A 26,103-nucleotide genomic window follows, 5' to 3' on the forward strand; every position below is an offset into this window, starting at 1 on the left:
ATGCTTACTTCAGAAAAAAATCCTGGTTTTGTTTCCTTCGCAAATGAAAAAATATCAATAGATACCGTCGGAAAAACAATAGTTAAAAATGGTGCTAACAAAAACTTATCAAAAATAGCAAAAACATCAAACAAGCATTTCGAGCTTATTATAATGCCAACAGAAAAATGTAATTTTCGTTGTACTTACTGCTACGAAGATTTTACAGCAGGACGAATGAAGCCCGAAATAATTTCAGCAATTAAAAAACTTCTAAAGAGAAGAGCTGGCGATTTAGAAACTTTGCATATTTCTTGGTTTGGTGGTGAGCCTCTAGTAGCCAAAAACATTGTTTTAGAAATCTCTGAATATAGTAAGCATCTAGCCTCACAGAATCCTCAACTGAGTTATTCAGGCGGAATGACAACTAATGCATACTTGTTGGATTATCAGACAGCCAAGGCTTTGGCAAATGTTGGAGTTAAACGTTATCAAATTTCTTTAGATGGACCTCGTGAGATTCATAATAAAAGCAGACTCCGTGCTGACGGCAAAGGTACTTATGATAAGATATGGTCTAATCTACTAGCTATCCGCGATAGCTCCCTACCAGTTTCTATTTTGCTGCGTATCCACTTTTCTGCCGATACTTTTCAACTGTTAGATCCACTTATCGAAGATATTAAAAAAGAATTTTTACCCGATCCAAGATTTTTGTTTGTTTTCAAAGCAATTGGACGCTGGGGGGGCGAAAATGACAACGCCATTAAAGTATTATCTTTGAAAAAGAAAGAGCAAGCAGTTCAATCTCTACAGACTAAATTGTTCGGTGAAAATATTGATTCACCCCAAAATTTGCCAGATCCAGAAAATTATGTTTGCTATGCCTCGCGATCTAACTCTTTAGTTATTCGCTCTAATGGTGATGTAGCAAAGTGTACGGTAGCTCTTTATGACGATCGCAATAAGGTTGCTACGCTACAACCTGATGGGACACTTAAGTTAATACCAGGTCGTATCGCTCCTTGGCTTCGCGGTATGGAAACGCTGGACTTTGATACGTTAGGTTGTCCTCTTGTTAAACTTCCAGGTTGAGATGTAAGGGCGAACGGCGGTTCGCCCCTGCGGTTTGACATTCTGCCTTAATTCATAGTTCGACAACTATAACTTCTTTTATGCGAACGTTGAAAATTTCAATATTTGCTATTAGCAAAATATACAAATATGCTTGAGCAAAGTATACCCACAATCTCAACTAATATTACTTACTCCACACGATCGCCCGATTAAACTTCCTTTGCAAAAGTGGACACAAATAGTTAGCGATCGCCTTATATATCTCAAATCGATAACAGAAAATTCGCCATCTAAATATATAAAAATTGCAAGCTGTTTTAATTTAGCTGCACTGATTGAAGCTTATGCAGGTAGAGTAGATAACGCTGCACAACTTTGTCATGCTCAACTGCATTGGCTATTTCGCATTTTTGAAACTACTAGCTCATTAGAAGCATTAGTAAGTTCTTTACAACCGTGGATAAATCTCGAACAAACAGCAAAAGCAAAGGAACGCCAGCAAATTATTCAAGCTGCTGGTTACGACTTTAATATCGAAGAATGGGAAATAGCTAAAGAACAAATCTTAGCAGCATCTGACTTAAATGAAGGTGAACTAAGCGATACTGAATTAACCGTGGTAAATGGAGGGTTACTCCCATTTCCTTCAATTTCAATTGAATGATTCGCTGTACTTTACGAGCGATTGCATTAATTAGATATTGTTGAAATTAGTAATTTTTTGGATTGAATTCACTCATTGTGGCAATCAATTACATAGCTTACGGATTGCCTTGTTTGAATTTGCAACAAAATAGAAAGATTTGTTATCTACACACAAAAGATGTTGATTGTTCTCCAAAGCAATTAATTCTAAGCTACAAACTATAGAATAAACAAAGAGGATTTCCAATGAATAATAATCAAATCGATCCAAATCAAGAACCAAATAATAATCAATTATCCGAAGAACAACTAGAAGAAGTTGCTGGTGGCGGATTATTCAGTGACATAGCAGAGGCTGGAAAAGAATTTATTAACGATGTTGTTGATACTGGAAAAGAATTTATTTCTGATGTAGGTAATGCTTGGGACAAACTTAAGTAAGTAAACTATTAGGTATTTATTTTACTTGTTGCGATCGGGTGTAGGGGATAGGGTGTAGTAATGTTCTAAAATGCAGTTCAAATGCGTAATAGCTTAACCAGCCAAAATTAAATAGAAAAATCACGCTTATTGTTAATAGTAATTATTAACAAAGTAACGAAGTAAATAAGTCAAAAAAGAGGAGTATTACCTATGAGTGGGCAAACTGAAATTTATCAGCAAGTTTCACACAGATTACAAAGCGAAGATTTTAAAAATCGATTTGTGAGTCAGCCAAAATTAATATTGACTGAGATGGGTATTAACATTCCTGATGCAGTTCAAGTAGATGTTCACGAAGATACAGCTACAGTAAGAAATTTTGTAATTCCTGTTAAATTTGCTGATGAGGATGAATCAGTTGCTTCTAACCCCTTATTTAGAAAAGCGATCGCTCTTGCTCATAGAGATGCAAATTTTAAAGCTGAGTTAATCAATAATCCTAAAAGCGCGATCGCCCAATTGACTGGTGAAAGTTTACCAGCAGATTTAGATATCTGCGTTTATGAAAATACGCCTACTCTCAAACACTTAGTCATTTTTGTTGATTCTGCTAGCGAAGAATTAGGCGAAAAAGGACTGAAAACTGTTGCTGGAGGAGTATCTTCAATTAAGCTTCCTGGTCCAACGCTAGGGTTAGTAGCTCCACTAATATTTTAATCGCCGAAACAGACTAACAAAAAGTTGAGTCATGGGACAATCGATATCTTCAAAAATGCAGCATAGTTCAATTGAGTCAGAAAAAACTGCCTATAATGCAGTAATGATGGCACAAAAAAGGGCTGTAAAGGTACGGCAGAAAGCTAGCTTTGGAAATTCTAGCTCTGGTTATGAATTATGGGGATGGAAAAGTTTGCTTGAAGATTCAAAAGCTAGTTCTAAATCTCTATCTCCCACTTACTCGCTAAAGTCAGATTTCAATTGGAAAAAAGCAGCCAGAAAAACTTCTGAAACTACTCTTTGTCCTAATTCACAGCCAGATAAAGATAATGCCCTGGTGTTTGGTGTTGTTAGTGGAACAGTTAAATCACCTAAAATAGATTATCTAAAGCGATCGCAACCCGTAAATGAAATAGTGCCGCCATCGGCAGTAAAACCAACCGAGATGCTGCGTATTGCTTCTGATTGTCATAAAAAGGGATGTCTGCATTTTGATGGTGCTGATTGTCGTTTAGCAGCGAGGATTGTAGAACAGTTACCGACGGTAACGGACACTTTACCCGCCTGTCAAATTTGCTCAAGCTGTCGTTGGTGGCAACAGAAAGGAAAATCTGCCTGTCTGCGCTGTCCTCAAGTGGTGACGAAGAATTACTATGCTTCTTCTTTATTTGAGCAAGTAGCAAATCCCCAGGCTATTACACAGATTAGGTTTTAACTAACATGAAACGCATCCATCGGTTATTATATCCCCCCGCCTGGTCGATCGCGGCAAAGGTTTCGGCTGCATTGCTGGCAGCAGCGTTAATACCGATGAGCTTTAACGCTTATTACAATTTGCAAGAAAGCATTGAGGGTGCAGTAGAAAGTGAATACCGTCAATTGGAGCTTTTGTCTACAAGTATTGCCAGTCGATTAGACCAACTTATTATCAATCTTCAGCCTGTTGTCGTCCAAGTTAGCACAGAGCCAAGCGTGGTATCCTTTCTTAGTTTGACCGCCACCGAGCAGCAAAAAGGTAATAATGTCGCAATACAACAAACTTTAGATAATATTTTTCGCTCTAATCCCGACTATGATGCTGTTTATGTTATGAATCAGAAGGGTCGTTGTCTGGCTGCTAGCGACCCGACTTTTATCGGACAAAACTATAGCTTTCAAGAATACTTTCAAGCGGCAATTCAAGGTAATCCCTATGTTTCTAGCATTCTAATCGGGACGACCAGCAGCAGACCTGGAATTTACTTTTCCCATCCCGTACGTTCTGAGGAGGGCAAGATTATTGGTGTGGCAGTCTTAAAAATTCAGGGTGATCAAATTTGGACAATTGTGAATACCATGCAGGGAGATTCTCAAAGCTCTCCTTTTCTCGTCGATCGCCTAGGAGTAATTATCGCTCATCAAGACCCCTCTTTTTTGTACCATAGCCTCACTCATCTATCTAAAAAAACACAGCAGCAAATCGCCAAAGATCGACGCTACGGGCAACAGCAAATTGAAAGTCTAGACCTGCCGAAATTAGCAGCAGCAATGGTTAGAGCAGAAGCAACAGGACACGCTAGTTACTATTCTCCTGCCGACGAGCAAACTCAACAAATGGTTGGTTTTACTCCTTTGACCGAGCAACCGTGGGTCTTGGGTGTCTATAAGCCAAAATCGCAATTTGTGTCTTCACTCATTACTATGATTTGGCGACAGAGTCGCAGTTTAATCTTGGTAGGAGCAATTGCCATCATTTTGGCTCTGCTGTTGGCACAAAGCATTGCTAGACCAATACGAGAACTTACAGAAGTATCTCAAGCATTAGAAAAAGATAGTTTTGCCTATGATAAATTAACTAAGTTTGCCCGTTCGCGAGATGATATCGGTCAGTTAATGCGCGTCTTTATCAACATGGCGCGAGAAATAGAGGTGCGAGAACAAAAGCTCAAACAACAGGTAGTACAGCTTAATTTTGAAATTGATGAGGTAAAAAAAGAACGTCAGGTAGCAGCAGTTACAGGCACAGAATACTTTCAGCAACTAAAGCAAAAAGCACAGCGACTCAGAAAGCGATCGCCCGTTAGTCGCCATAACGAAGCCGAATATTATCAACAATTACAGCAAAAAGCCCAAAGGATAAAGGCAGTAAGGAGCAGGGGAGCAGAAAAGAACTAACTAATATCTTTACTTGTTACCTATTACTTATGTACGTGCGAACGGCCGTTCGCCCCTAACGAACCATGTCTTCAGACGAATTATTTTCTCGCCAAGAAGCATTAGCTGGATTTCCCGCTAAACGAGCAAGTACACTATTATTTTTAATTGAAAACCGCATGGCACATTTAGCAGCGCGATCGTTAACTAAAGAGCGAGTCGATTTGCAGATAAATTCTAACCTGCTGCTTGATTACGAAGGAATGTTTAGTAATGCCGATATAAACAGCATTGAATTTCCGCCAAAAATTAACGATCATCAAAATAATAAACAAAATAAACTGTATAACCTTAAAGCGAGTTTGTTTAATCAGCGTCGCTTTTTAATCGGGATTATTCCGCTAGTAATTGTCTTTATACTGACCGAATGGCTATTTTTCACCCGAACTCAATCATTTACTAACGTTCTCGCTTTTGCAGGCGTACTAAGTAATTCGCTAGTTGGAGGAATATTTCCTATTTTACGCTACGCCATCTGTCAATTGCCAATCAAAGGCAAACAAGAGTTAAAAATTTGGGCGCATCGTCGCAACATTAGCAGGAACTACGAAAATCTTCCCACCCTATTAGAAGTTTATCGAGGAGATCAAAAAATGCAGTTCGATTTAAGTCTGTCTGGAGGCAAAGTATTATTACCCGCGATGACAAGTGACTGCTGGTTAAAGTTCCAGTTTTAAACCCCGTAGGGGCGATTCGCGAATTGCCGTTACATAAATTTCCCAACGAAACATTCATCCTTTATCATTACGAGATTTATTAATTATGTGCAAAATAGTTTCAGTTCACTCATTCCGTGGCGGTACTGGCAAATCAAACATGGTGGCTAACGTCGCTGCAACCATGACTCAACAGGGACACAAAGTCGGAATTGTCGACACCGATATTCAATCCCCTGGTATTCACGTCATTTTCGGTCTAGACGAAGATCGAATGGATCGCTCTCTCAACGATTATCTCTGGGGAAACTGCGATGTTCAAGAGGCTGCTTATGACGTTACTCGCGTCTTCAATTCCGAACCAGTCGATGGCAAGCTTTATCTAATTCCTTCAAGTATCAAAGCTGGAGAAATTGCCCGTGTTTTACGCGAAGGCTATGACGTAGGTAGATTAAACGACGGCTTTCAAGACCTAATTCGCTGTCTCGATCTAGATTATCTCCTGATCGATACTCATCCTGGTTTAAACGAGGAAACTTTACTGTCGCTCGCTATTTCCGATGTCTTAGTTGTGATTCTCCGTCCAGATCGTCAAGATTTCCAAGGTACTGCGGTAACGGTAGACGTAGCTCGTAAATTACAAGTACCCAAGATGCTTTTGGTGGTTAATAAAGTACTACCTACTTATGACTTTGAGGCATTAAAAACCAAAGTGCAGGACAGCTATAAAACAGATGTAGCAGGAATTGTTGCTCTATCTGAAGATATCATTCATCTCGCCAGTAGCGATGTCTTCTGTTTGCGCTATCCCAACCACGCTTTTAGTCAGATAGTCAGAGAAATTTCTCAACAAATTGTCAGCAAGCCCGAACCCGTTCTGGCGGGAGCAATCAAGTGAATTTGGGATTAATCAGCCACAACAAAGCAGATAAACAAGAACGTGCTAGAATACTAGCTGGATTTGGTGCTAGCGATTGCGAAACTGAGGAATTGCTAGTCTACAATCAAAATGTCTTTGAACGAGACGATGTTAAAGCCTCGCGCCCGTTTTCTTTACCGTCCGAACCTCATATAGCTGTATGGCAAAAATATGTTGCTCAAGCCGAAATAAATGGTGCTTGGTCAATTCTGCAAAATGCTCTGGTTCAGCTAAGATTTCCCATTCAAGCAGGTATTAGTCAAACGCTAGCCTATCGTGAGGCAACTCGCAAAGGAATTAAGCCTAATGTAACAACCGAGCTATTACAACAGCCAGAAGCACTACAGCTAACCATTCATCAAAGTTTGGCGGGTGAGATCCCTGTGTTGCTAACTACCAACCGCGATGATTTTATATATCTAGTTAGAGCAATAACTAAGCGTAACGAACCTGTAACTATACCCGATTCTATGGGTGCTTGCATGGTGGCTGGTTATAATAACTGGGACAGAATTCACCGCTATCGGCAACAATGGTCGGTGGATAATCCAGGTAGTTCGGAATTAGCTTGGTCGGCTGAATTTAAGCGATTAACTGCCCGTAAAGAACTGTATCAAGACCGATTTATTATTCTCAGTGATGGTTTTTACAGTAACGTTCAGCCTCAGGAATTAGGACTAACAGAGACAGAGTGGCGACATTTATCTTTGACGATTCGCTTAGAACATGAATGCACTCACTACTTTACCCGTCGCGTCTTTAATTCGATGCGTAACAATCTGCTGGATGAATTTATCGCCGACTATCGGGGAATAGTTGCTGCTACGGGTAGTTACAAAGCTGACTGGTTTCTCCGCTTTTTGGGTTTAGAATCTTTGACCCACTATCGAGAAGGAGGTAGACTACAAAACTATCGCGGACAACTTTCGGACGGGGCTTTTAAGATTTTACAGCGGTTGGTTAAATCGGCAGCAGAAAATTTAGAGAACTTCGATCGCACCCGCGCCCCTACTGAAGAACAAACAATAATGCTGATGACCTTGACTTCTCTAACCATCGAAGAATTAGCTTCATCTCAGATGAGCGATCGCATTTTGCGAATTATCAAACCGCAACAATTAACCTTGTAGGGGCGGGGTTTATGAACCCTTGCGAATGACCATTCGCCCTTACCAGAATATTTTTTTTATAGAGGATAAAATCATGACAGAAGTTTTACTAAAAGAATTAAATAATAGCGATATTGATTGGTTGCTAGGAACTGGTCGTCGTCAGGATCTAGCTGCGGGGACTCAACTGGTGCAAGCGGGACAACCTTTAGATTGTTTGCACATTTTAATTGAGGGAAGTTTAGTGTCCACCGTACCCCAAATAGATAATAATCCTTTAGCTCGTGCTTTTGCTGCCCTCGATGACGGACAGACTGCTGGAGTAGAAATCGCTCGCTTATCCAGTGGCGAAGTAGTTGGCGAAATGTCTTTGATTAATCTGCGTCTTCCTGCTACTACAGTTACGGCGATCGCTAGATCTCAAGTCTTGTCTATTCCTCTGCTGCAACTAGAAGCCAAGTTAGAGTCAGATATTGATTTTGCAGCCCGTTTTTATCGAGCGATCGCCATTCTATTATCTGATAAATTGGAAACTATTATTACCCGCCTCGGACGCACTAAACTCGCTCCTGATAGTTCAATTAAAGACGTACTGTTTCTATTTGGCGAACTCAATGACAGTGACCTCGACTGGTTTATTGCCAATGGCGATCGCCAGAAGTGTGCTGCTAATACAACTTTGGTCAAGGAAGGTGGTGCGGTAGATGCTCTTCATATTCTTCTTAGCGGTCAAATATCTTTGTCCGTTACCGAAGATGATCGCAATCCCTTAACTCGCATCTTTGCTGCGATCGAAGATAATTTACATCCAGCTATAGAAATAGCCAGACTTTCTAAAGGTGAAATGGTAGGAGAAACTGCCTTTATCGATGGTCGTTTACCTGCTACAACTGCTACAACTACCAAAGAAACTATAACCCTATTTATATCTCGCTCTTTGTTGTCTGCCAAACTACAGCAAGATATTGGTTTTACCGCCCGCTTTTACCGCACTATTTCGGCATTATCTGCAGATAGACTACAGGGAATGTTAACTCGATTAGCTCATAGCCGAAGAATGTATCATAAAGGGCAATCTTTAAATGAATCGGCAGAATATGCCGATGAATTAAACGGTGTTGCTCTAGACCGCATGGCATTAGCAGGAAAACGATTTGACTGGATGCTCGAACAATCAAAAGCAAGTTAAGGCAAGAACTCTCAACTTGACTTTGCCTAAATTAAAAACCATAATGAAACCATATCGGTTTCTTTGTGGATTTACTAATGCCATCAATTACTTTAAAAAATATTCCCGACTCTCTTTACGAAAAACTAAAAGAATCTGCTAGTCTCCATCACCGTAGCTTAAATAGCGAAATTATATACTGTGTTGAACGTACACTTAACACTCATAAAATTGATGTTGATGAGCATCTTCGTATTGCTCGCCAACTGAGAACAAAAACAACCAAGCATCTGCTTACAGATCGACAGCTTGACGAAGCTATAAATCGAGGTAGACCGTGATTGTTGTCGATACCAACATTATTGCTTATCTATATATCAATGGCGAGCGATCGCAACAAGCTGAGGATTTACTCTCTAACGATCCAGAGTGGACAGCACCAGACTTATGGCTGAGTGAATTTAGAAACGTTCTTAGCTTATATTTGCGTAAAAATTTGCTCACTCTCGACGAGATTCTGTTTATTTTACAGCAGGCGGAAGCTTTACTTGCTCATAATGAATATAAAGTTGCTTCAGCAGAAGTTATGGGACTAGTTAATTCTAGCAATTGTTCTGCCTATGACTGTGAATTTGTAGCACTAGCTCAACATTTGGACGTTAGACTCGTGACAGTGGACAAAAAAATAATCAAAGATTTTCCGAACATAGCAATAGCTTTAGAAGATTTTCTGCAAAAGTATTAATCAAAACTTATAAATATTTTCTTTTGTTCTACTCAGTAAAACTTTCGGCTAATTGCATCATTGGAATCATTATAGTTTTATGAGCGATCGAGTTATCTCGGCAATTATTTAATCTAGTTTTTGAAAGCGATTTTTTTATAAAATTCTGGCAAAAATTATAAATTAATCAATAATAGCCAAAAAATAGTTAGATTCAGTAAAAAAAACGCTCTAGTTAAATCGAATTGTTACTTGTAAGCTGAGGTTATAAATCTCAAAAGACAAAGTTATTGAAAAGTTATTTGTCTTAAATTAAATCCTAAAAATATTCAAAGTGAATGGAAAAACTGTTCGACCAATTGCATCTCCTTCAGACAATATTTCTAATCCCCAAAAAATCCGCGTCCTAATTGTTGATGACCAAAATTCAGTCCGTCAGCGACTTAAGCTTTTACTCGAACCTGAAGCAGATTTAGAAGTAGTAGGTATCGCTGAAGATGGCGCGATCGCGATTAAACAAGTAGAGTCTTTGCAGCCTGATGTAGTTCTGATCGATCTGGAAATGCCTGAGATGAACGGAGTTAAGGCGACCAAGATTATCTCAAAACGTTTCCCCGACTGTCGGATTTTGGTGCTTAGTTCCCATGATACTAATGAATATCTAAATCAGGCTATGGATGCGGGGGCAAAGGGTTATTTACTTAAAAATACTCCCGCAGCCGAATTGCATAACGCTATTCGTTCTATATATAAAGGATATTCTCACTTAAGTCCTGGACTGTGGGAAAAAATTCGCCAAGCCTATCGGTCTACTTCAGACGATGCTCAACCCCAACCGCAGAAGACTACCCAAGCTAATGCTCGAGAAAACAAGCTGTTTCGGCAAAAATCTTTAGAACGTCTAGCTTCTCCTGAAAAACTCGACCAGTTGATGCAGGTGGTCAATCCTAAAAGCTGGCTGCCTTTAGTTACTCTCGCTTCAATTGTCGCAGCAGCAGGGGTTTGGAGTGTTTACGGTAAGATTCCCGTAACGGTAGAAGGTCGAGGGGTCTTAATTTATCCCAGTAAAGTTGTACCAGTTCAGGCAAAAAGCGCGGGACAGCTACTAGAACTCAAGATTGAACCAGGAGATCGAGTAAAAAAAGGAGAGGTAATTGCTGCTGTAGCGCAGATCGATCTCCGCAAGCAGCTAGAATTAGCCCAAGCTAAATTAGTTCAGCTACAGGGACAGGATCGTGATGTTGATTTGCTGCAAGCTCAAAGGAGCGATCGCGACATTGAGTCTATTTCCGAACAGCGTCAGGCTTTAGCACAAAAATTGGAAATTTTAGCCGAACTTAGTCCTACTTTAAGAGATAAAGGATTAGTCTCGATAAAACGCGATCGCACCTCTTCAGAAAGCCGTCTACAAATTCTGCGGGAATTGATGCCTACCTATAAAAAAAGACTGGTAGTAAGAAAAAATTTATTTAAACAAGGAGCGATTTCTGATGATGTATTACTACAGGCGCGACAGGAATATTTTGATAATATCGCTCAGATAAATGAAGCCGATTCTCAACTTAAGCAGCTAGATTTTAAAGAAGCAGATGCTTTAAAAGAATATCTTTCTAATTTAAACGAAATTAAGAATATTAAAGCTCAATTACAGGAACTCCAGAGTAAAAAAGCTAATATCGCCCAACAAGATTGGGAAACTTCGACAAACCGTACTAAGGAAATACAGGAAGCAGAGCGAGAAATAAACCAATTATCCGAGCAAATCAAAGACAACAGCCAGATTGTCAGTCAACACGCTGGAAAAATCCTTGAAATTACGACTAATCTCGGTCAGGTGGTTCAGGCAGGAACACGCATTGCCAATATCGACATCGACAATCCAACAGACAAAATGGTCGGGATTACTTATTTCCCTGTCGAGGATGGTAAAAAAATTCAGCCAGACATGACTATTCAAATTACCCCGCAAACAATTAAGCGCGAACGCTTTGGCGGTATTGTGAGTAACGTTAATAAAATCTCGTCTTTTCCCATTACTAAAGAAGCTGCTGCCAGTGTCGTTGGTAATCCCGAAGTGGTTGAAGGCTTAGTGTCTAAAGACCAACCAGGACTAATGCAGGTGTCTGCTAGTCTGCAAACCGATGGCAGTACTTTTAGCGGTTATAAATGGTCTTCTTCTACTGGCCCTAATTTAAAGATTTCCCCTGGAACTACGACGATCGCTCGTGTCAAGATTGATGAGCGATCGCCCATTAGCTATGTTATTCCTTTGTTGAGGTCGGTCAGTGGTATCTACTAATTCTACTTTAACTCGATTCAATCCTCGGCAGTATATACAAAAATTGCTGCCGTCTCGTCGTCGCGTCAAAACTCCTACGCTGCTACAGATGGAAGCAGTTGAATGTGGTGCTGCTGCTCTGGGAATTATTATGTACTATCTCGGTCGCATTGTACCCCTGCCAGAACTAAGGCGGGAATGCGGTGTGTCTAGGGATGGTTCAAAAGCTTCTAATATGCTCAAGGCTGCCAGACGCTATGGATTGGAAGCAAAAGGCTTTAAAAAAGAACTGACCCAGTTGCGAGAACTCCCCTTACCCTACATCGTATTTTGGAACTTCAATCACTTTTTAGTAGTAGAAGGTTGGGGTAAAGAGAAAGTTTATCTCAACGACCCTGCTTCGGGGCCTTGTACGATTTCTCTCCAAGAATTTGATGAGGCATATACTGGTGTGGTGCTGGTCATGCAGCCAGGGGAGGAATTTAAGCGTGGTGGTCGCAAGACGAGTATGGTGCTGGCTTTGTGGTCGCGTCTGAAGGGAACCACGGGTGCGTTAGCTTACTGTTTGCTAGCAGGATTTTTGCTGACCTTAGTAGGGTTGGTAGTTCCCGTATTTACCCAAATATTTGTCGATGAAATCTTGATTCAAGGTCGGCAACAATGGTTACGTCCTTTGCTTTTGGCAATGGCGATCGCAGCTATCCTTCAGGGTGCATTAACTCTACTACGGCTGCGCTATTTACGCCGTCTCAAGATTAAGCTGGCTGTAGGTATGTCTAGCCGTTTTCTCTGGCATATTTTAAGGCTACCCATCAGTTTTTATGCCCAAAGATTTGCAGGAGAAATTAGCAATCGTACCAGCTTAAACGACCAGGTTGCCGATATTCTCTCAGGACAGTTGGCAAGTACGGTAATTGATACGGTGATGCTGGGTTTTTATGTCATTGTTATGAGTCAATATGACTGGGCATTAACGGCGATCGTCGTCAGCTTTGCTCTAATTAACGTTATTACCCTGCAATCTATTTCACGGCAACGCAAAGATGCCAATCAGCGATTAATTCAAGACTACGGTAAGGCAGCAGGTGCTTCGATCGCAGCCCTACAAAGTATTGAAACTCTCAAGGCTTCGGGCTTAGAGTCAGATTTCTTTGCCCGTTGGTCGGGATACTATACCAAAGCGATTAATTCTCAACAGGAATTGGGAGTCACCAATCAAACTCTATCGGTATTGCCCGTACTGTTATCGGCACTATCAGCAGCTTTCTTGCTAGCAGTAGGCGGATTAAGAGTCATGGACGGACACCTAAGTATTGGGATGTTGATTGCTTTTCAAGGCATGATGCAAAATTTCCAACAGCCCGTAGATAGTTTAGTCAGCTTTGGTCGAACTCTACAAGAGTTAGATGGTAATTTAATCCGCCTAGATGATGTTTTAGATAATCCTACCGATCCTCAACTAGAACACAGAAGCGAAGACCAGTCCAGCCCAACATTTACGCCTAAGTTAGCAGGACACCTGGAACTAAAAAATCTCACCTTTGGCTATAGTCGCCTGGAAACACCTTTAATCGAAAACTTTAACCTCAAAGTCAAGCCAGGTCAAAGAATTGCCCTCGTTGGCGGGAGTGGTTCGGGAAAATCTACCGTTGCTAAGATGGTCAGCGGACTATACGAATCTTGGTCGGGAGAAATATTACTCGACGGTAAACCCAAAAGCGAAATTCCCACTCAGCTATTAACTAACTCACTGGCAATGGTCGAACAGGATATTTTGATGTTTGAAGGCACGGTTAGAGATAATTTGACCCTGTGGGATACTACCGTCCCCGATAAATATATCAAACAGGCTTGTCGAGATGCAGCAATTGATGATGTGATTCAGTCTCTGCCTGGGGGATACAATGCCAAACTCGCCGAAGGTGCAGCCAATCTTAGCGGTGGTCAACGACAGCGATTAGAAATTGCCCGCGCTTTGGTTAACAATCCTTCAATTTTAATTATGGATGAGGCTACCAGTGCCTTAGATTCGGAAACCGAAAAGATTGTCGATCGCAACCTAAGACGCAGGGGATGCACCTGTCTGATCGTGGCACACCGCCTTAGTACCATCCGCGACTGCGATGAAATTATCGTTCTCGATCGCGGCAAGGTAGTTCAAAGAGGTACCCATGAAGAGTTATGGCAGCAAGAAGGGGTATATGCACGGTTGATTAAGAGTGGGGAAGGGTAGGGGCGAACGGCGGTTCGCCCCTACGAGATATGTTCTTTATGACGGCAATTTTAAAATAATGGTTAATCAAATTGGTAGAGAAAATTTACCAGGACAAATATATAAAATTAAAGGTAATGAGCCGATCTTGCTAAACGATCCGCAGGTAGTTTGGCTAGTTCAAACTGGCGAGATCGCAACTTTTGCAGTAACGGTTAAAGATAATTTAATTAATGGTAATCGGCGTTATTTGTTTAACTGCGAATCTGGCGAGGCTCTTTTTGGGACTGTTCCAAGTTCGGGCAAGACTGACGGTCAAATCCTGGCTGTACCGATTGGTGAAACGGAGTTGATCAAAATAGATCGAGAATATTTAGATTTTTTAGTTACCAACGCCGATCTACAAATCGATCTCTGGGTCAAAAACTGGCTAAATAAGTTTAAAGATATTCTCTCGACTGCTTCAATGCCACCAATTCAGGTAAAGGCAGGAACAAGGGGGCGATTTTCGCTAAACAATGGTCAAACTTGGCAGCCAGAACCAAATACTGTTGTTTGGGTCAAGATTCAACAGGGTTACCTGCGTTGGCTGGGTAAAGAAGAACTGACTCTAACTAATGCTACGCCAACTGTACCGATCAATGACGGAATTTGGTTGTTGGCAGATGGTGCGGTTCAGCTAACTACGGAAACTACTAATACCCTACAAGATGCTAATACGATACTGGCAGGACTTTCTCAGCTTCACAAACTATTTCTTACCTACGTCAAGTTTCAAACTAAACAAGAATACACCGAAGAACTCGATAGGTTAAATGCTCAATCAAACCTTAACCGTCAGCTTACCGTAACGGCATTGAGCGAGTTGGCATCGCCCTTAATGAAGCGATCGCTCGATTTGTTTGCCAGTGGCGCACCTTTGTTAGTGGCAGCAGGGGCTGTCGGCAGGGCTTTAGGGGTAACTATTCGTCCACCTTCTGCTTCGGAGAACCTCAATCGAGTTAAAGAACCACTTGAAGCGATCGCTCGTGCTTCTCGTTTGCGACTGCGACAGGTTTTATTGCGGGATAAGTGGTGGACGACTGACTGCGGGGCATTAGTAGCATATAGAGAAGAACAACCAGTAGCACTCTTACCCGTTAAGGGCGATCGCTATGAACTGTTAGACCCCGTAACCCAAACTCGCACTATAATTAATGCCGAGGATGCAGCTAGTCTAAATCCTGTTGCCTATATGTTTTATCGTTCTTTACCCGATAAAGCCCTGAACGTAGTAGATGTCTTGAAATTTGCCCTATCTGGTCGAGTTAAAGATATATTCGCGATCGCTTTAACAGGTATTGCTGCTACCTTACTGGGAATGTTGACCCCTTATGCGACAGGAATTTTAATTGATAATGCGATTCCCGACAGCGATCGCGGATTGTTATTACAAATTGGTGGTGGTTTAGTGCTGGCTGCCTTTGCTACCTCTTTGTTTCGGCTGACTCAAGGATTTTCTTTACTGCGGGTGGAAACTACTTCTGATGCTTCTACCCAAGCTGCGGTTTGGGACAGGCTACTAAATTTACCAGTTTCTTTTTTCCGTGAGTATACCACTGGAGATTTACAGTCCCGCGTCAGTTCAATAAGTACGATTCGCCGTCGCTTGGGCGGTAATACTCTGATCCAGCTTATTACTGGATTGTTTGGCTTACTCAATTTAGGGCTATTGTTTTACTACAACGTCAAGCTGGCTTTAATTGCTGTAGCCGTGGCAATCGTCGTGGTTATAGTAACTTCTATTTCTGGTACAATTCTGGTGCGAAAAGTTCGCCCTCTACTAGAGATTGAAGGCAATATCTTCGGGCAAATCGTCCAGTTAATTAACGGCATTTCCAAATTGAGAGTAGCAGGGGCAGAAAAACGCGCTTTTGCCGCCTGGAGTAAAAACTATAGTCGCCAAATCCAGCTAGAATTAAGCACCCAATTGGTTGAAGACATAGTGGCACTGTTTAACACCGTCATGCCAACTATTATTTCTGGGGTGTTGTTTTGGTTTACCCTCAAGCTATTAACCGAAGCACAAACCAAAGGCGAAGTCGGTTTAACCGTCGGGACTTTTCTCGCGTTTAACGCTGCATTTAGAACTTTTCTTCAGGGTGCTACTAGCGTCAGCAATACCGTAACCGATACCTTAGAAGTCGTTCCTCAATGGCAACGCGCCCAGCCAATTTTAAAAGCTATCCCAGAGGTAGAACTTACCAAAGCCGATCCTGGTAAACTTATGGGTAGAATTACCATTGAGCGTGTATCGTTTCGCTATCGCCCCGATATACCTCTAACCCTAGAAGATATTAACATCCACATCGAACCAGGAGAGTTTGTTGCTCTTGTAGGTGGCTCTGGCAGCGGTAAATCAACGCTTTTGCGTCTGCTGCTAGGATTTGAAACCCCAGAAGAAGGCAGCATCTATTACGATGGTCAAGACCTATCTGGTTTAGACATCAGTGCGGTGCGCCGACAATTGGGAGTAGTGCTACAGGGTGGCAAAATCATGTCTGGCTCGATTTTTGACAACTTAGCTGGTGGAGCGCGAATTATCCTGGAAGAAGCTTGGATGGCAGCAACCCAGGCTGGATTAAAAGATGATATTACTTCAATGCCAATGGGGATGCACACTGTAGTAAGTGAAGGCGGAGGAAACTTGTCAGGAGGACAAAGGCAGCGACTACTAATTGCTAAAGCTTTGGTACTCAAACCGCGAATTCTCTTCTTCGATGAGGCAACCAGTGCTTTGGACAACAAAACTCAAACAATTGTCAGTGAAAGTCTCGATAAACTTCAGGTGACTCTAATGGCGGTATCGATCTGGTTAAAGATTAAACGATTTTAATTGATAACTATCAAAAGCGCTCGCCCCAAAATGATTATTCTGATTTTCAATTAAAGTTCATTGTTGTGGTTTAACTAATCAAAGTATATTATTTTCTTTGTTAAATGAGTTTAGTAAACAATTGCGAATAAAATGCTGCTAGGTTATGTGCAACTTTCAGGATTAAGTGGGGTCTTGCACAGTTTTGGTGAACATTGAATAGGGCGATCGCTTGCCTTACTAGACAAGACACAAAAATCGCTTCTTTAGTAGTTCGTGACTGGCACGACCATACATTTGACGTTTAAGCATCTAATACCAATTCTCAAAAGTAACTGGAGACTTAATATGAAAGTAAAATAATAATAAAAGTCGATACATAGAATTGTTAGATCTGAACTAAAAAGCAAATTAAAAGTAGCTCGTCCCCAACCTGAAAAACAAGCTCCAGGTGTAATTGAAGCGTTTAAGGAACATTTCCCACCAACAATTAAGGGAATAGTCAAGCAGATAAACAATCAAGAAACTAGCAATAAAGATATAGTTTATTGGTGTCGTAGCCTGAAACAAGAGTAGGCTTTAGAACGCAAACAGGTAGAAAAATAACCTTAAAGGGAGTAAAACCACAACAAACATGACAATGGCATTATGATTACTATTATATTTATGGATTAATCGAGCCTATTACTGGTAGAAGTTTCTTCTATGAATTTTCTCATTTTAATTTAGCTGTTATGGGAATATTTTTCGAAAAGTTCTGCCGAGAAAACCCAAACGAGATACATATAATTCAGTTGGATAATGCGACTATCCACACAGCTAAGAAACTGAAGGTACCAAATAATATTATTCTATTATTTCAACCCCCTACATGCGGACAAGTCCTTTGTTGTCCAGAGATAAATCCAATCGAAAGACTGTGGGAATACGTTAAATATCGCTTACGCTCACTTTGGTTCACTGATTTAGATGATGTCAAGGATAAAGTTGCCCAAATTTTTAATTCTCTGTCTACAGACATTATTATTTCTTGAGCAGGTTGGAAATGTTTTACTAATCCTTTATCTCTCTAGTCAGTTTTGGGAATTAATATAAGACTCTAGTTTGTCCAGGTTGGAGATGGGCAAAGACAATGGATGCCCTGAGTTGTCTTTTTTCATCATTGATGCGATCGCTTTCTCGGATTCTCAACCAAAATTGAATCATCGGCTCAATTAAAAGATAAGTCAGCCATTGTTTTCCAATAAATTCACGCTCATCAGTTAGATAAGCAACTTCTGCATCAGGAAATAAATCGTAGAAGCGATCAAGTAAATCCATGCGTTCGTTACCATTAGAGTTTGCTTTTTTCTCAAGCGTTGTCCAAACGCAGCCTGCGAAGCAGGCAAGCGACGCTTAGTCGCGTCTTCGAGCTATGCTCGTGCGGATATGCAGCGCCATCATGTACCACTCCTAAAAAAAGAAGATTAAATTGCTTCTCTGCAAAAGACCACTCCGTTCGATCTGTACCTAAAACCTAAGGTTGTGGAATGTCTATCAAAGTAATGACTACTTTGGCAATCGCAGCATAATCCCAATCAAAATTACGGAAGAAACGTTGTAACCTTCTATAACTTGATTCTGTTTTGGCATTACTTCTAAAACCAGTTGTTAGTTCTACTAAATTAATTGTTTTTACTCTTAGCAAAGCAATTAAAAACAAAGCTAGAAAGTTGAGGCGTGCGCCATGCCATCCTAATAGTGGTTTTAAAGTTTGTCGCAGTAAGTTAACCTGATTCATAGGGGTTGATTGTTGAAGTTTGGTTACTTTTCATGAAACCCTTTTTCTGTATAACTTTGCAACCCTATATCTGATTTTTTGTCCTGTACAGAGGCAGCCTATAGGTTTTTTATCAAAATCTTGAAAAGCAAACACAATAAACAACCCAGAGTAATCAATCTAGATAAAAATCCTGCTTATTCAGTAGCCATTGAAGAACTTAAAAAATCAGGTATTCTCTCAAATGAATGTGAATTGAGGCAGCAAAAATATCTCAATAATATAGTCGAACAAGACCACAGATTTCCCAAAAAGCCAGCTAAATATAAATCATATGCTTTGTGCGCGTACATGCGGGCAAGCCCTTTGTCTTGCTAAGTCAGCATTCCCTTGCGTCAGACCCCGCGTCGGCGTCTGACTTCTGACGGCGACGCGGTGAGTCCAGTCCTGCGCACGGGTTTTCCTCTGTAGGGAACTGGCGACCCCTTTAGGGGTCGCATCCGCTTTTTAATTCTTCCGTACAGCATGGCGAACTTTAAGAGGATATGAAATCATGAACGCGATTTGTAAAGGTCAGATTGAGAATATAGCTAAAGTGAATATTTTACGACAACGGAATCTTATTCACACCCTCTTTGGGATTACTGTCTAAAAAATTAGTTGTTTGTAGAATTTTTTTGTTCGTTTGATTTTTTCGCAACACAACCTTCAATCCTGCCATTTATTTTTAATCTATGTTCATCGTAGGTTCGAATAACTGTTTTTTAAATACATAAACCTCCCAGATAATTGCCTAATCCTCTCAATTACGGCATCAACGAGGGTGGTTTTTCCTATTAATGGACGGTAAATGTAGCAAAACTTGTTGAGAATTAGACATGATCGGGTTTTTTTTTGGCTCTGTCGCTTGCTTAGAGTCACGAGCAAAATCATGACTTGCTTTGTCTCACTGTAACCTGGGCGAAGCGGATAGAGCATCGTACTGCCATCTCGGCTCGTGGATACGGCGGCGGATCAACCAGATGCCTTCGACCTCAACCATCTCGTCGCGGTAACGGATGGCACGCACCGAGACACGACCTTGACCGTTTTCACCCCAGTGAAGAGTAGCCATTACATGACTGTCACAGCGGGCGAGTTCGCCTTCAAGATCTACATGAAAGTTGCTCAGTGCGTGATTTGTGCCACTGTAGACTTGCAGAACCTGGTGCAACCAATCTGCAACGTCGCATCCGCCGTGCATGGACTGAGGGTCTTTATTATAGTGGCTTACCGCGTCGTTGGTAAAACAACGAGCAACACCTGTCCAATTTTGGTTGTCTAGGCAGTTAAGATAGTCTTCCATCGTCTCGCGAACCGCAAGCTTTATGGATTGAGTTCTTGACTGAATGATGTTGGGCATGGGGTTTTTCTCCACAGTTTTAAATATGTTCTAAATGTGTTTTGAAAGACGACTACGATTAGTTATAACGGGAGCGAATTTTGTTAGAATTTACAACAAGTCGTCGATAACGGAGTTGGTTAGTACGCCGATCCCCTCGATTTCTGCCTCGTAGGTATCACCGGCTTGCATAAATACCTTGGGGTCACGGGACATTCCAACGCCAGAAGGTGTTCCAGTCATGATCACATCTCCAGGTTCGAGGGTAGTGAATTCACTGATAATCGAGATAATCTTGGGAACGTCAAAGATCAACTTATCAAGACTTGAGCTTTGCATAGTCTTGCCGTTGAGACGCCCCTCTATTTTGAGACCTCTGCAGCCTGGCGGAAGAGCTTCTCGAAGGACAAGAACTGGACCAAGCGCTCCAGTTGAGTCAAAGTTTTTGCCCGCTGTCCACTGCGACGTGCGGAATTGATAGTCACGCAAGGTGGCGTCGTTGGCTATCGTGTAGCCTGCGATGTAGTTGAGAGCATCTAATTCGCTCACGCGTCGAGTTCTTTTGCCAATTACGACAGCAAGTTCTACTTCGTAATCGAGCTGTTCTGATTCTCTTGGCTTCCGGATAGTATCTCTATGGGCGATTAGAGTTGTGGCGAATCTGGTGAAGAGTTCTGGATAGTCGGGTTTCTTCTTGTCTTGCTCGAGTTCGCTTGCGTGTTCGGCATAGTTAAACCCGACGCAGAGAATTTTTGAAGGTTTCTGAATAGGTGGTAAATAAGTTACTTCGTCTAGAATCAATTTAGGCTCGGACAGAAGCCGAGTAGCTACTTTAGAAAGGCTTTCGCCTGATGTAACAAGTTGCAAAAGCAAATCTGTTGAAGTCGTTTTCATGTTTATCAAGCCATGAAAATCGCCACCGTCACTCGCCGCCAGCCCTTGCTGTCCATCTTTTACAAACGTTAGCAGCTTCATGTGTCCAGTCCTCCTAGAAATATAGACGTGTTTATTGAATATAATGGTTGATACAAAATCAATAATCGATAGTTTTTGCGATAGACTACTGCATGAGATACATTAGTTTGGAAACTCACCGTAGAAAGCGATCGCAACGTTGAAATTTAGGCGACAATTGGATAGCTTTTACCAACTTAAGTTCGACGAAAAGTGCAAATCTTACTTAGATAGGGTTTGCGTTGGGATCAAGATTGTGGAGATCTTTAAGCGTGATAGTTTTACCAAAGATACCAAAGTTTGTCGCCAGAACATCTCTCAGGACGACGTATACCGGAGTGAGTGCCTCAGAAGAATTCCCTACAGATTTACGGATCGCTTCCGTGAACCGCTCAATAAGAAATTTTTTTGCGGCAGTGTCTAAGCCTCCATCGAAAGCATTAACCTCAAGGGAAATAACTTTAGTCCCCCCAGACTTTCCAGCATGATAGACGTTCTCGGACGGTAGTTCGTTAAAATATAACCAGACGGTACTCTTGACAAACGGCGATGTCGGCAGCTTTTCGCAGTCGAGGGCTATATCTGTAAGTTCCTCGGCTAGAGCATCGCGTACCGCTTTTGACAGTGTACCAGTAGGATAATTGAAGTAGATTAGGGGCATGGTAGGCTATCTCCGTAGTGTATAGCGAGAATGGACCGCCGCATAAGACTACTATCAAAGCTATGCAGGGCGGATAACGCTGTGCATCATCGCGTCTTAGAAGTCGACGGCGCGATGATGCACCTTGGTTAGATAGATTAGATGGATTGACCGCCAGACACTTCGATCCGTTGTGCATTCACCCAACGATTGTCCTCGGATAGTAGATTAGCGATCATTGGTCCGATGTCATCCGGCAGGCCAACGCGACCGAGTGCGGTCATGTCTGCAAAAGCCTTATTGATCTCTGGGGTGTCGCGGACGGCACCGCCGCCGAAATCAGTCTCGATTGCTCCCGGCGCTACCGTGTTGACCGCAATCCCTCGACTACCTAACTCCTTCGCCATGTAAACGGTGAGTATCTCGACTGCACCCTTTACGGCTGCATAAGCACCGAAGCCAGGATAGGACACTCGGGTTAGACCAGATGACAGATTTACGATGCGGCCGCGGTCTGCGATCAGTGGCAGCAACGCCTGGGTCAGGAAAAGCACACCCTTGAAGTGAACGTTGCATAGAGCATCGAACTGGGCTTCGGTCGTCTCAGCGAGCGGAGCGACATCGCCATGTCCTGCATTATTCACAAGACAATCTAACGTCTCGCGCTGCCAGGTTTCGCGTAGCTCCGTCTGCAGGCGCTTAGCAAACGAAGCAAAACTAGAGATGTTGCCAGTGTCAAGCTGCAAAGCGATCGCTTTGCGTCCCATCGCCTTGATTTCTGCGACAACTGCCTCAGCGTCTTCGCTACGACTTCGGTATGTAAGGACTACATCGTCGCCGCTGCGGGCAATACTGAGGGCTGTATTTCGTCCGAGTCCACGACTAGCACCAGTAATAAGGGTAATTCTGTTCATACTACAACTCCTTTGTTAATTGAGATATTTAAAAATGGGAAAAACAGGTAGGTGACGATTGATGTTTAAACGCAGCTTTCAATCTCTTGAAAGCCTGTAACGCCAAGCGTGATGAGCCGTATGCCCATGTAACGCTGCCACCACTGGCAATAAAGACTATATTATTCTCTTTAATTGCACTTTACGACTTCTTTTGAGCCAATAAGATAATGTGATTTTTCAGAGACATTGCCTCTTTCTTTCAACATACTAAGAGATTTACGACTAACAAGACATCAACAATCCGCTCAAAGTTTTGCACAATTCAATCAAAAATAGCTAGAATCAAGCAATACTTTGATTTTAGCTATTGCGGATCGCTATGAACAGAATGTATGAACTTGCTGAGATTCTTTCACGCCATAGTTTCGCGTCGGAACAAATGGAGCACACTGTGATACCTCGGCTTTCAATATTTCGAGCCGACCGTCCAACAATTCGGACACCTGGAATCTATCATCCTATATTTTGCTTGGTTGTCTCTGGCCGAAAGCAAATGTTCTTCGGAGAGGAGACATCTGAGTACGGATCTGGCGATTGCTTCCTGGTTACTGTCAAGCTGCCTGTTATCGGCACTATTTTGGAGGCGAGTCATGAAAGTCCGTATCTTGCACTATGCATTGATTTACACCACACAACCCTCGCCGAAATCGCTATTAAAGCAAGCCCTATGTCTGACATAACGAAAGGAAGCGATTGTGGGCTACAGGCGGGAACCGCTACAACGGAAGTCGTTGATGCAGCCTTCAGGCTGACGCAACTAATCGACAACTCCGAACATATCGATGTCCTGGCACCTTTATACGAGCAGGAACTGCTCTATCGACTTTACGTTGGATCGTGGGGTCGTTCACTGTATGCGGCAAGTCAAGCAAATAGCCGACTATCACAGGTTGGCACAGCCATTGCATGGTTGCACGAACACTATGCGACTGACTACGCCGCAAATGAATTGGCTAAAGTTACGAGAATGAGTGTTTCGACGATGAATCGCCATTTTCGCGAAATTACTGCAATGAGTCCACTAGAGTACCAGAAGCGCATCCGACTTCAGGAGGCGAGGCGACTTCTCACGAGCCAGATAACGGATGTTTCTGGCGCTGGATATGCTGTGGGCTATTCAAGCCCTTCGCAATTCAACCGAGAGTATCGTCGACTCTTTGGCGCGCCACCTGGCCGGGATACAAGCCAAATGAGAAGCGAAATGGAGTTTCTTGCGTAAATCCCCGAAAAAGGGTTGTGTCGCGAATAATAAGTAGGAATTTTGTAGAGGAATTTAGCTCCTCCAACACTTTTATTACACTATCTTTGAAAAGAGCATAAAAAACTTCAAAAAGTAATTTGTGTTTTTCAGCAATTGCATTTTAAAACGCCTGCAAATTCAAACTAGTACATTTGGTCATCTTAATAGGGGTAGCGCTGAAAACCTATCCTTTAAGCCTACGAAAACAACGACCGATGTTCAGCTAGATACGCGTTTAATTTTCTTGCTGCCTGACCTGTTGTTTGCTTGACTGAATCAGTCACGGTCGCGTCTTTATCCTCCCAGTAAAACTGGTAGTCGACGAGACCGGTGGCGTACTAAAAATGTTCGATGGGGTTGAATTCAGGAGAATAAGGGGATAAATAAACTACTTTTGCACTCCTGTTCTTCAATAATTTTAGTCACCCCTTTAACTTTATGGGCAGGCAAATTGTCCATTACTACCACCGCTCCTGACCATAACTTAGGAGCTAACTCCTGTTGGAGAAATTGTTGAAAATCTTCTCCATTCATCCCTTTGTCGAGAGTTTTTATCCCTAAACAGTAATCATGAGTTATTGCTCCAATTACTATAATTCTTTTACCGCGATAAAATGGTTGTAAATTATACGCTCTTTGTCCTAAAAGGCTTCTGGCACGAGTTCGCCTCAAACTTAACAAGACTCCCATCTCATCTAAGAACACCAAATCTTTGGTTTCTAGTCTCTTAATTTCTGACCAATATTCTAATCGTTGCTGTTGCTTCTCTGGCGTTGCTGCTTGACTACTCCTGAGTGTTTTGTCTTGGTGCGCGTACATGCGGAAGTGCGCCTTTGTCTTGCGAGGCAGCGCGGTCTTTGCGGGAGGAAATGCTCCCGTGTAGGGAGCATATTCCACTCCCGCGGTGTTGGTTTCCGAAGGCGGCTTTTCTGTGGGAAGCTTCCTACAGAAAACGCGCCGTACAAAGAGCGACTTTCTTACCGCGTCTTACGCCGACGCGGTAAGAAAGGACGCTTCGTCCGCATCTGAGTCCGTTGCGAGGCAAAGCGTTGAAGCTATTGCCGAAGGTGGGCGGCTTCCCCGACTTGAGCGCGAGATTCGCGGAATTTAGTTCCGCTTGAATAATCGCGCTGTTGAAGGAACTGTCGAACCATGCGCGGGGGTCGCACCGCTTTTTAATTGTCCATTTTGTTTTCTGTAGCTCTCGGCACATAGTACTAGCACTAACTCTTACACCTGTTTGTTCATCCCAACATTCGCAGTATTCTTCCAAGGTGTAGTCTGAATACTGTCTTACCATTGTGGTTAGTTCTTGCTCTTTTCCTTTCAATTGGCTAGGTTTTCCACCTGTAGCTAGTTTAGGTTCAATACTCCATGTCTCTGGTTTAGGTTTGACTAAATTCTACACCATTCCTCTGCTTACTCTAAACTGTTTGGCTGATTTCCGTATCGATACTCCCTCTTCATGGCTAGCAATTATTTTTTCTCTTAAATCTGATGAGTAGGGTTTCACGCTTTTTAAAGTATTGGCGATCGCTTTTTAATATTTCAGATTTATTGTCTCATATTGATATGCAAACCGCTGTAAATATCTCAATTAACCAGTGTTATTGTTTTATCTAAGTACAATAATTACTACGCTGCTAGCAATTTGTCTGACAGCGGGTTACATATTATTAGACAATTGAGGTTAACCATTCCCAGCCGAACGGATACCGCGACCTTATTAGTGGCTGATCGTCCGAAGGCGGTCAAGCTACCCCATCACCTAGCTCGGGAAAGCATCTCTTTCCACTTATACCAACCCCAACCAGCTTTGTAACCCAATCTACGTGCTATTTCTCGCCAATCTCCCAGGCTCAATTCCAGTTCGGGTAATTCTTTTAGCTGATGGTAAATCCAACCTTTTTGATATCTTTGTAACTCACCAAGGTCAATGAGTTGCTGCACTATATACAGTTTACGTTCGTCATAAACTGTGCCAAATTCGGCAAAGTTGGCAGGGACAATTTCTACGACTTTGAGCCGTTTGAGCGAGTTGCCACTTTTTTCGGTTTCAAAGATGAACTTGACAACCAAATCATGCCACAACTTTTTCTTGATTTTTTGCAACAGAACCCTGGAGCGCGCTGACGTTCTAAAGGAACGGCGAGGCTCTCCAGAGTCTGCCAGACGCAATGACTAATTATTTCTGCTGGAAAACGATGAGGGGCATAGAG

At 42.1% G+C, this 26,103-nt stretch carries 26 protein-coding genes and 1 pseudogene; 19 read left to right on the plus strand and 8 right to left on the minus strand.

From position 1 onward, the window contains the following. The 16 genes from SLP02_RS25695 (at nt 1) to SLP02_RS26940 (ending at nt 17,988) form a co-directional block, all read left to right on the plus strand. Nucleotides 1–1,074, plus strand: a complete 1,074-nt coding sequence (locus SLP02_RS25695) for a radical SAM protein (RefSeq protein WP_319423534.1) — start codon at nt 1–3, stop codon at nt 1,072–1,074. A 133-nt stretch (nt 1,075–1,207) separates the two neighbouring features. Beyond that, nucleotides 1,208–1,720, plus strand: a complete 513-nt coding sequence (locus SLP02_RS25700; protein WP_319423535.1) for a hypothetical protein — start codon at nt 1,208–1,210, stop codon at nt 1,718–1,720. 227 nt (nt 1,721–1,947) lie between these two features. Beyond that, nucleotides 1,948–2,142: a hypothetical protein gene (locus SLP02_RS25705; RefSeq protein WP_319423536.1), complete on the plus strand. Its 195-nt coding sequence runs from the start codon at nt 1,948–1,950 to the stop codon at nt 2,140–2,142. A 192-nt stretch (nt 2,143–2,334) separates the two neighbouring features. Then, complete coding sequence (locus SLP02_RS25710) at nt 2,335–2,841, plus strand: NHLP leader peptide family RiPP precursor (RefSeq protein ID WP_319423537.1); 507 nt, start codon at nt 2,335–2,337, stop codon at nt 2,839–2,841. A gap of 31 nt (nt 2,842–2,872) precedes the next feature. Next, entirely contained in the window at nt 2,873–3,556 is a 684-nt protein-coding gene (locus SLP02_RS25715; protein WP_319423538.1) for a hypothetical protein, read from the plus strand. Nucleotides 3,557–3,561: 5 nt separating this feature from the next. Further along, the gene (locus tag SLP02_RS25720; protein ID WP_319423539.1) at nt 3,562–4,995 is read left to right on the plus strand and encodes a HAMP domain-containing protein; all 1,434 of its coding nucleotides are present in this window, start codon (nt 3,562–3,564) and stop codon (nt 4,993–4,995) included. Nucleotides 4,996–5,060: 65 nt separating this feature from the next. Beyond that, entirely contained in the window at nt 5,061–5,711 is a 651-nt protein-coding gene (locus SLP02_RS25725; protein ID WP_319423540.1) for a hypothetical protein, read from the plus strand. A gap of 85 nt (nt 5,712–5,796) precedes the next feature. Beyond that, entirely contained in the window at nt 5,797–6,588 is a 792-nt protein-coding gene (locus SLP02_RS25730) for a MinD/ParA family ATP-binding protein (RefSeq protein WP_319423541.1), read from the plus strand. After that, complete coding sequence (locus SLP02_RS25735; protein ID WP_319423542.1) at nt 6,585–7,739, plus strand: DUF7005 family protein; 1,155 nt, start codon at nt 6,585–6,587, stop codon at nt 7,737–7,739. The genes SLP02_RS25730 and SLP02_RS25735 overlap by 4 nt, the downstream gene beginning before the upstream one ends. A 73-nt stretch (nt 7,740–7,812) precedes the next feature. After that, nucleotides 7,813–8,907, plus strand: a complete 1,095-nt coding sequence (locus SLP02_RS25740; RefSeq protein ID WP_319423543.1) for a cyclic nucleotide-binding domain-containing protein — start codon at nt 7,813–7,815, stop codon at nt 8,905–8,907. A gap of 77 nt (nt 8,908–8,984) precedes the next feature. Continuing rightward, entirely contained in the window at nt 8,985–9,227 is a 243-nt protein-coding gene (locus SLP02_RS25745; protein WP_319423544.1) for a FitA-like ribbon-helix-helix domain-containing protein, read from the plus strand. Beyond that, on the plus strand, nt 9,224–9,631 hold the full coding sequence (locus SLP02_RS25750; RefSeq protein ID WP_319423545.1) for a type II toxin-antitoxin system VapC family toxin: 408 nt from the start codon (nt 9,224–9,226) through the stop codon (nt 9,629–9,631). The genes SLP02_RS25745 and SLP02_RS25750 overlap by 4 nt, the downstream gene beginning before the upstream one ends. A 313-nt stretch (nt 9,632–9,944) precedes the next feature. Further along, complete coding sequence (locus tag SLP02_RS25755) at nt 9,945–11,909, plus strand: NHLP bacteriocin system secretion protein (protein ID WP_319423546.1); 1,965 nt, start codon at nt 9,945–9,947, stop codon at nt 11,907–11,909. Further along, on the plus strand, nt 11,896–14,121 hold the full coding sequence (locus SLP02_RS25760) for an NHLP family bacteriocin export ABC transporter peptidase/permease/ATPase subunit (RefSeq protein WP_319423547.1): 2,226 nt from the start codon (nt 11,896–11,898) through the stop codon (nt 14,119–14,121). The genes SLP02_RS25755 and SLP02_RS25760 overlap by 14 nt, the downstream gene beginning before the upstream one ends. 58 nt (nt 14,122–14,179) lie before the next feature. Next, complete coding sequence (locus SLP02_RS25765; RefSeq protein WP_319423548.1) at nt 14,180–16,975, plus strand: NHLP bacteriocin export ABC transporter permease/ATPase subunit; 2,796 nt, start codon at nt 14,180–14,182, stop codon at nt 16,973–16,975. 641 nt (nt 16,976–17,616) lie between these two features. Continuing rightward, a complete protein-coding gene (locus tag SLP02_RS26940) occupies nt 17,617–17,988 on the plus strand; it encodes a transposase (protein WP_413467434.1) in 372 nt (123 codons plus the stop codon). Between the two features lie 52 nt (nt 17,989–18,040). Here the strand turns inward: SLP02_RS26940 and SLP02_RS25770 are convergent, their stop codons facing one another. After that, on the minus strand, nt 18,041–18,274 hold the full coding sequence (locus SLP02_RS25770; RefSeq protein ID WP_319423549.1) for a hypothetical protein: 234 nt from the start codon (nt 18,272–18,274) through the stop codon (nt 18,041–18,043). A gap of 196 nt (nt 18,275–18,470) precedes the next feature. Then, the gene (locus tag SLP02_RS25775) at nt 18,471–18,734 is read right to left on the minus strand and encodes a hypothetical protein (RefSeq protein WP_319423550.1); all 264 of its coding nucleotides are present in this window, start codon (nt 18,732–18,734) and stop codon (nt 18,471–18,473) included. A 60-nt stretch (nt 18,735–18,794) separates the two neighbouring features. Between SLP02_RS25775 and SLP02_RS25780 the strand changes: the two are divergent. After that, a pseudogene (locus SLP02_RS25780) lies at nt 18,795–19,028 on the plus strand (DDE-type integrase/transposase/recombinase); the annotation flags it as partial. A 631-nt stretch (nt 19,029–19,659) separates the two neighbouring features. Here SLP02_RS25780 and SLP02_RS25785 read toward each other — a convergent pair. The 4 genes from SLP02_RS25785 to SLP02_RS25800 all read right to left on the minus strand — a co-directional run bounded on the left by SLP02_RS25785 (nt 19,660) and on the right by SLP02_RS25800 (nt 22,602). Then, complete coding sequence (locus SLP02_RS25785) at nt 19,660–20,115, minus strand: nuclear transport factor 2 family protein (RefSeq protein ID WP_319423551.1); 456 nt, start codon at nt 20,113–20,115, stop codon at nt 19,660–19,662. 90 nt (nt 20,116–20,205) lie between these two features. Beyond that, nucleotides 20,206–21,069, minus strand: coding sequence for a fumarylacetoacetate hydrolase family protein (locus tag SLP02_RS25790; RefSeq protein WP_319423552.1), 864 nt, complete (start codon nt 21,067–21,069; stop codon nt 20,206–20,208). A gap of 205 nt (nt 21,070–21,274) precedes the next feature. Next, a complete protein-coding gene (locus SLP02_RS25795) occupies nt 21,275–21,709 on the minus strand; it encodes a tautomerase family protein (RefSeq protein ID WP_319423553.1) in 435 nt (144 codons plus the stop codon). Between the two features lie 137 nt (nt 21,710–21,846). Further along, complete coding sequence (locus SLP02_RS25800; RefSeq protein WP_319423554.1) at nt 21,847–22,602, minus strand: SDR family NAD(P)-dependent oxidoreductase; 756 nt, start codon at nt 22,600–22,602, stop codon at nt 21,847–21,849. Nucleotides 22,603–23,023: 421 nt separating this feature from the next. Here SLP02_RS25800 and SLP02_RS25805 point away from each other — a divergent pair, with 421 nt between their 5' ends. Beyond that, nucleotides 23,024–23,863: an AraC family transcriptional regulator gene (locus SLP02_RS25805; protein WP_319423734.1), complete on the plus strand. Its 840-nt coding sequence runs from the start codon at nt 23,024–23,026 to the stop codon at nt 23,861–23,863. A 384-nt stretch (nt 23,864–24,247) separates the two neighbouring features. Here the strand turns inward: SLP02_RS25805 and SLP02_RS25810 are convergent, their stop codons facing one another. After that, the gene (locus SLP02_RS25810) at nt 24,248–24,781 is read right to left on the minus strand and encodes a transposase (protein WP_319423555.1); all 534 of its coding nucleotides are present in this window, start codon (nt 24,779–24,781) and stop codon (nt 24,248–24,250) included. A gap of 404 nt (nt 24,782–25,185) precedes the next feature. Between SLP02_RS25810 and SLP02_RS25815 the strand changes: the two genes are divergently transcribed. Beyond that, nucleotides 25,186–25,389, plus strand: coding sequence for a hypothetical protein (locus tag SLP02_RS25815; protein WP_319423556.1), 204 nt, complete (start codon nt 25,186–25,188; stop codon nt 25,387–25,389). Nucleotides 25,390–25,648: 259 nt separating this feature from the next. On the opposite strand, the gene SLP02_RS25820 is transcribed toward SLP02_RS25815, so the two are convergent. Then, on the minus strand, nt 25,649–25,963 hold the full coding sequence (locus SLP02_RS25820; protein WP_319423557.1) for a hypothetical protein: 315 nt from the start codon (nt 25,961–25,963) through the stop codon (nt 25,649–25,651). Nucleotides 25,964–26,103: the final 140 nt, after the last annotated feature.

This window comes from Pleurocapsa sp. FMAR1, from assembly GCF_963665995.1.
In the GTDB taxonomy this organism is placed as follows: Bacteria; Cyanobacteriota; Cyanobacteriia; order Cyanobacteriales; family Xenococcaceae; genus Waterburya.

Excerpts from the sequence above, each read along its gene's own strand:
- SLP02_RS25695 (WP_319423534.1), top strand. The coding sequence starts at position 1 with ATGCTTACTTCAGAAAAAAATCCTGGTTTTGTTTCCTTCGCAAATGAA.
- SLP02_RS25705 (WP_319423536.1), top strand. The coding sequence starts at position 1,948 with ATGAATAATAATCAAATCGATCCAAATCAAGAACCAAATAATAATCAA.
- SLP02_RS25710 (WP_319423537.1), top strand. The coding sequence starts at position 2,335 with ATGAGTGGGCAAACTGAAATTTATCAGCAAGTTTCACACAGATTACAA.
- SLP02_RS25715 (WP_319423538.1), top strand. The coding sequence starts at position 2,873 with ATGGGACAATCGATATCTTCAAAAATGCAGCATAGTTCAATTGAGTCA.
- SLP02_RS25720 (WP_319423539.1), top strand. The coding sequence starts at position 3,562 with ATGAAACGCATCCATCGGTTATTATATCCCCCCGCCTGGTCGATCGCG.
- SLP02_RS25725 (WP_319423540.1), top strand. The coding sequence starts at position 5,061 with ATGTCTTCAGACGAATTATTTTCTCGCCAAGAAGCATTAGCTGGATTT.
- SLP02_RS25730 (WP_319423541.1), top strand. The coding sequence starts at position 5,797 with ATGTGCAAAATAGTTTCAGTTCACTCATTCCGTGGCGGTACTGGCAAA.
- SLP02_RS25740 (WP_319423543.1), top strand. The coding sequence starts at position 7,813 with ATGACAGAAGTTTTACTAAAAGAATTAAATAATAGCGATATTGATTGG.
- SLP02_RS25745 (WP_319423544.1), top strand. The coding sequence starts at position 8,985 with ATGCCATCAATTACTTTAAAAAATATTCCCGACTCTCTTTACGAAAAA.
- SLP02_RS25765 (WP_319423548.1), top strand. The coding sequence starts at position 14,180 with ATGGTTAATCAAATTGGTAGAGAAAATTTACCAGGACAAATATATAAA.
- SLP02_RS25770 (WP_319423549.1), bottom strand. The coding sequence starts at position 18,274 with ATGGATTTACTTGATCGCTTCTACGATTTATTTCCTGATGCAGAAGTT.
- SLP02_RS25775 (WP_319423550.1), bottom strand. The coding sequence starts at position 18,734 with ATGAATCAGGTTAACTTACTGCGACAAACTTTAAAACCACTATTAGGA.
- SLP02_RS25785 (WP_319423551.1), bottom strand. The coding sequence starts at position 20,115 with ATGCCCAACATCATTCAGTCAAGAACTCAATCCATAAAGCTTGCGGTT.
- SLP02_RS25790 (WP_319423552.1), bottom strand. The coding sequence starts at position 21,069 with ATGAAGCTGCTAACGTTTGTAAAAGATGGACAGCAAGGGCTGGCGGCG.
- SLP02_RS25795 (WP_319423553.1), bottom strand. The coding sequence starts at position 21,709 with ATGCCCCTAATCTACTTCAATTATCCTACTGGTACACTGTCAAAAGCG.
- SLP02_RS25800 (WP_319423554.1), bottom strand. The coding sequence starts at position 22,602 with ATGAACAGAATTACCCTTATTACTGGTGCTAGTCGTGGACTCGGACGA.
- SLP02_RS25805 (WP_319423734.1), top strand. The coding sequence starts at position 23,024 with ATGGAGCACACTGTGATACCTCGGCTTTCAATATTTCGAGCCGACCGT.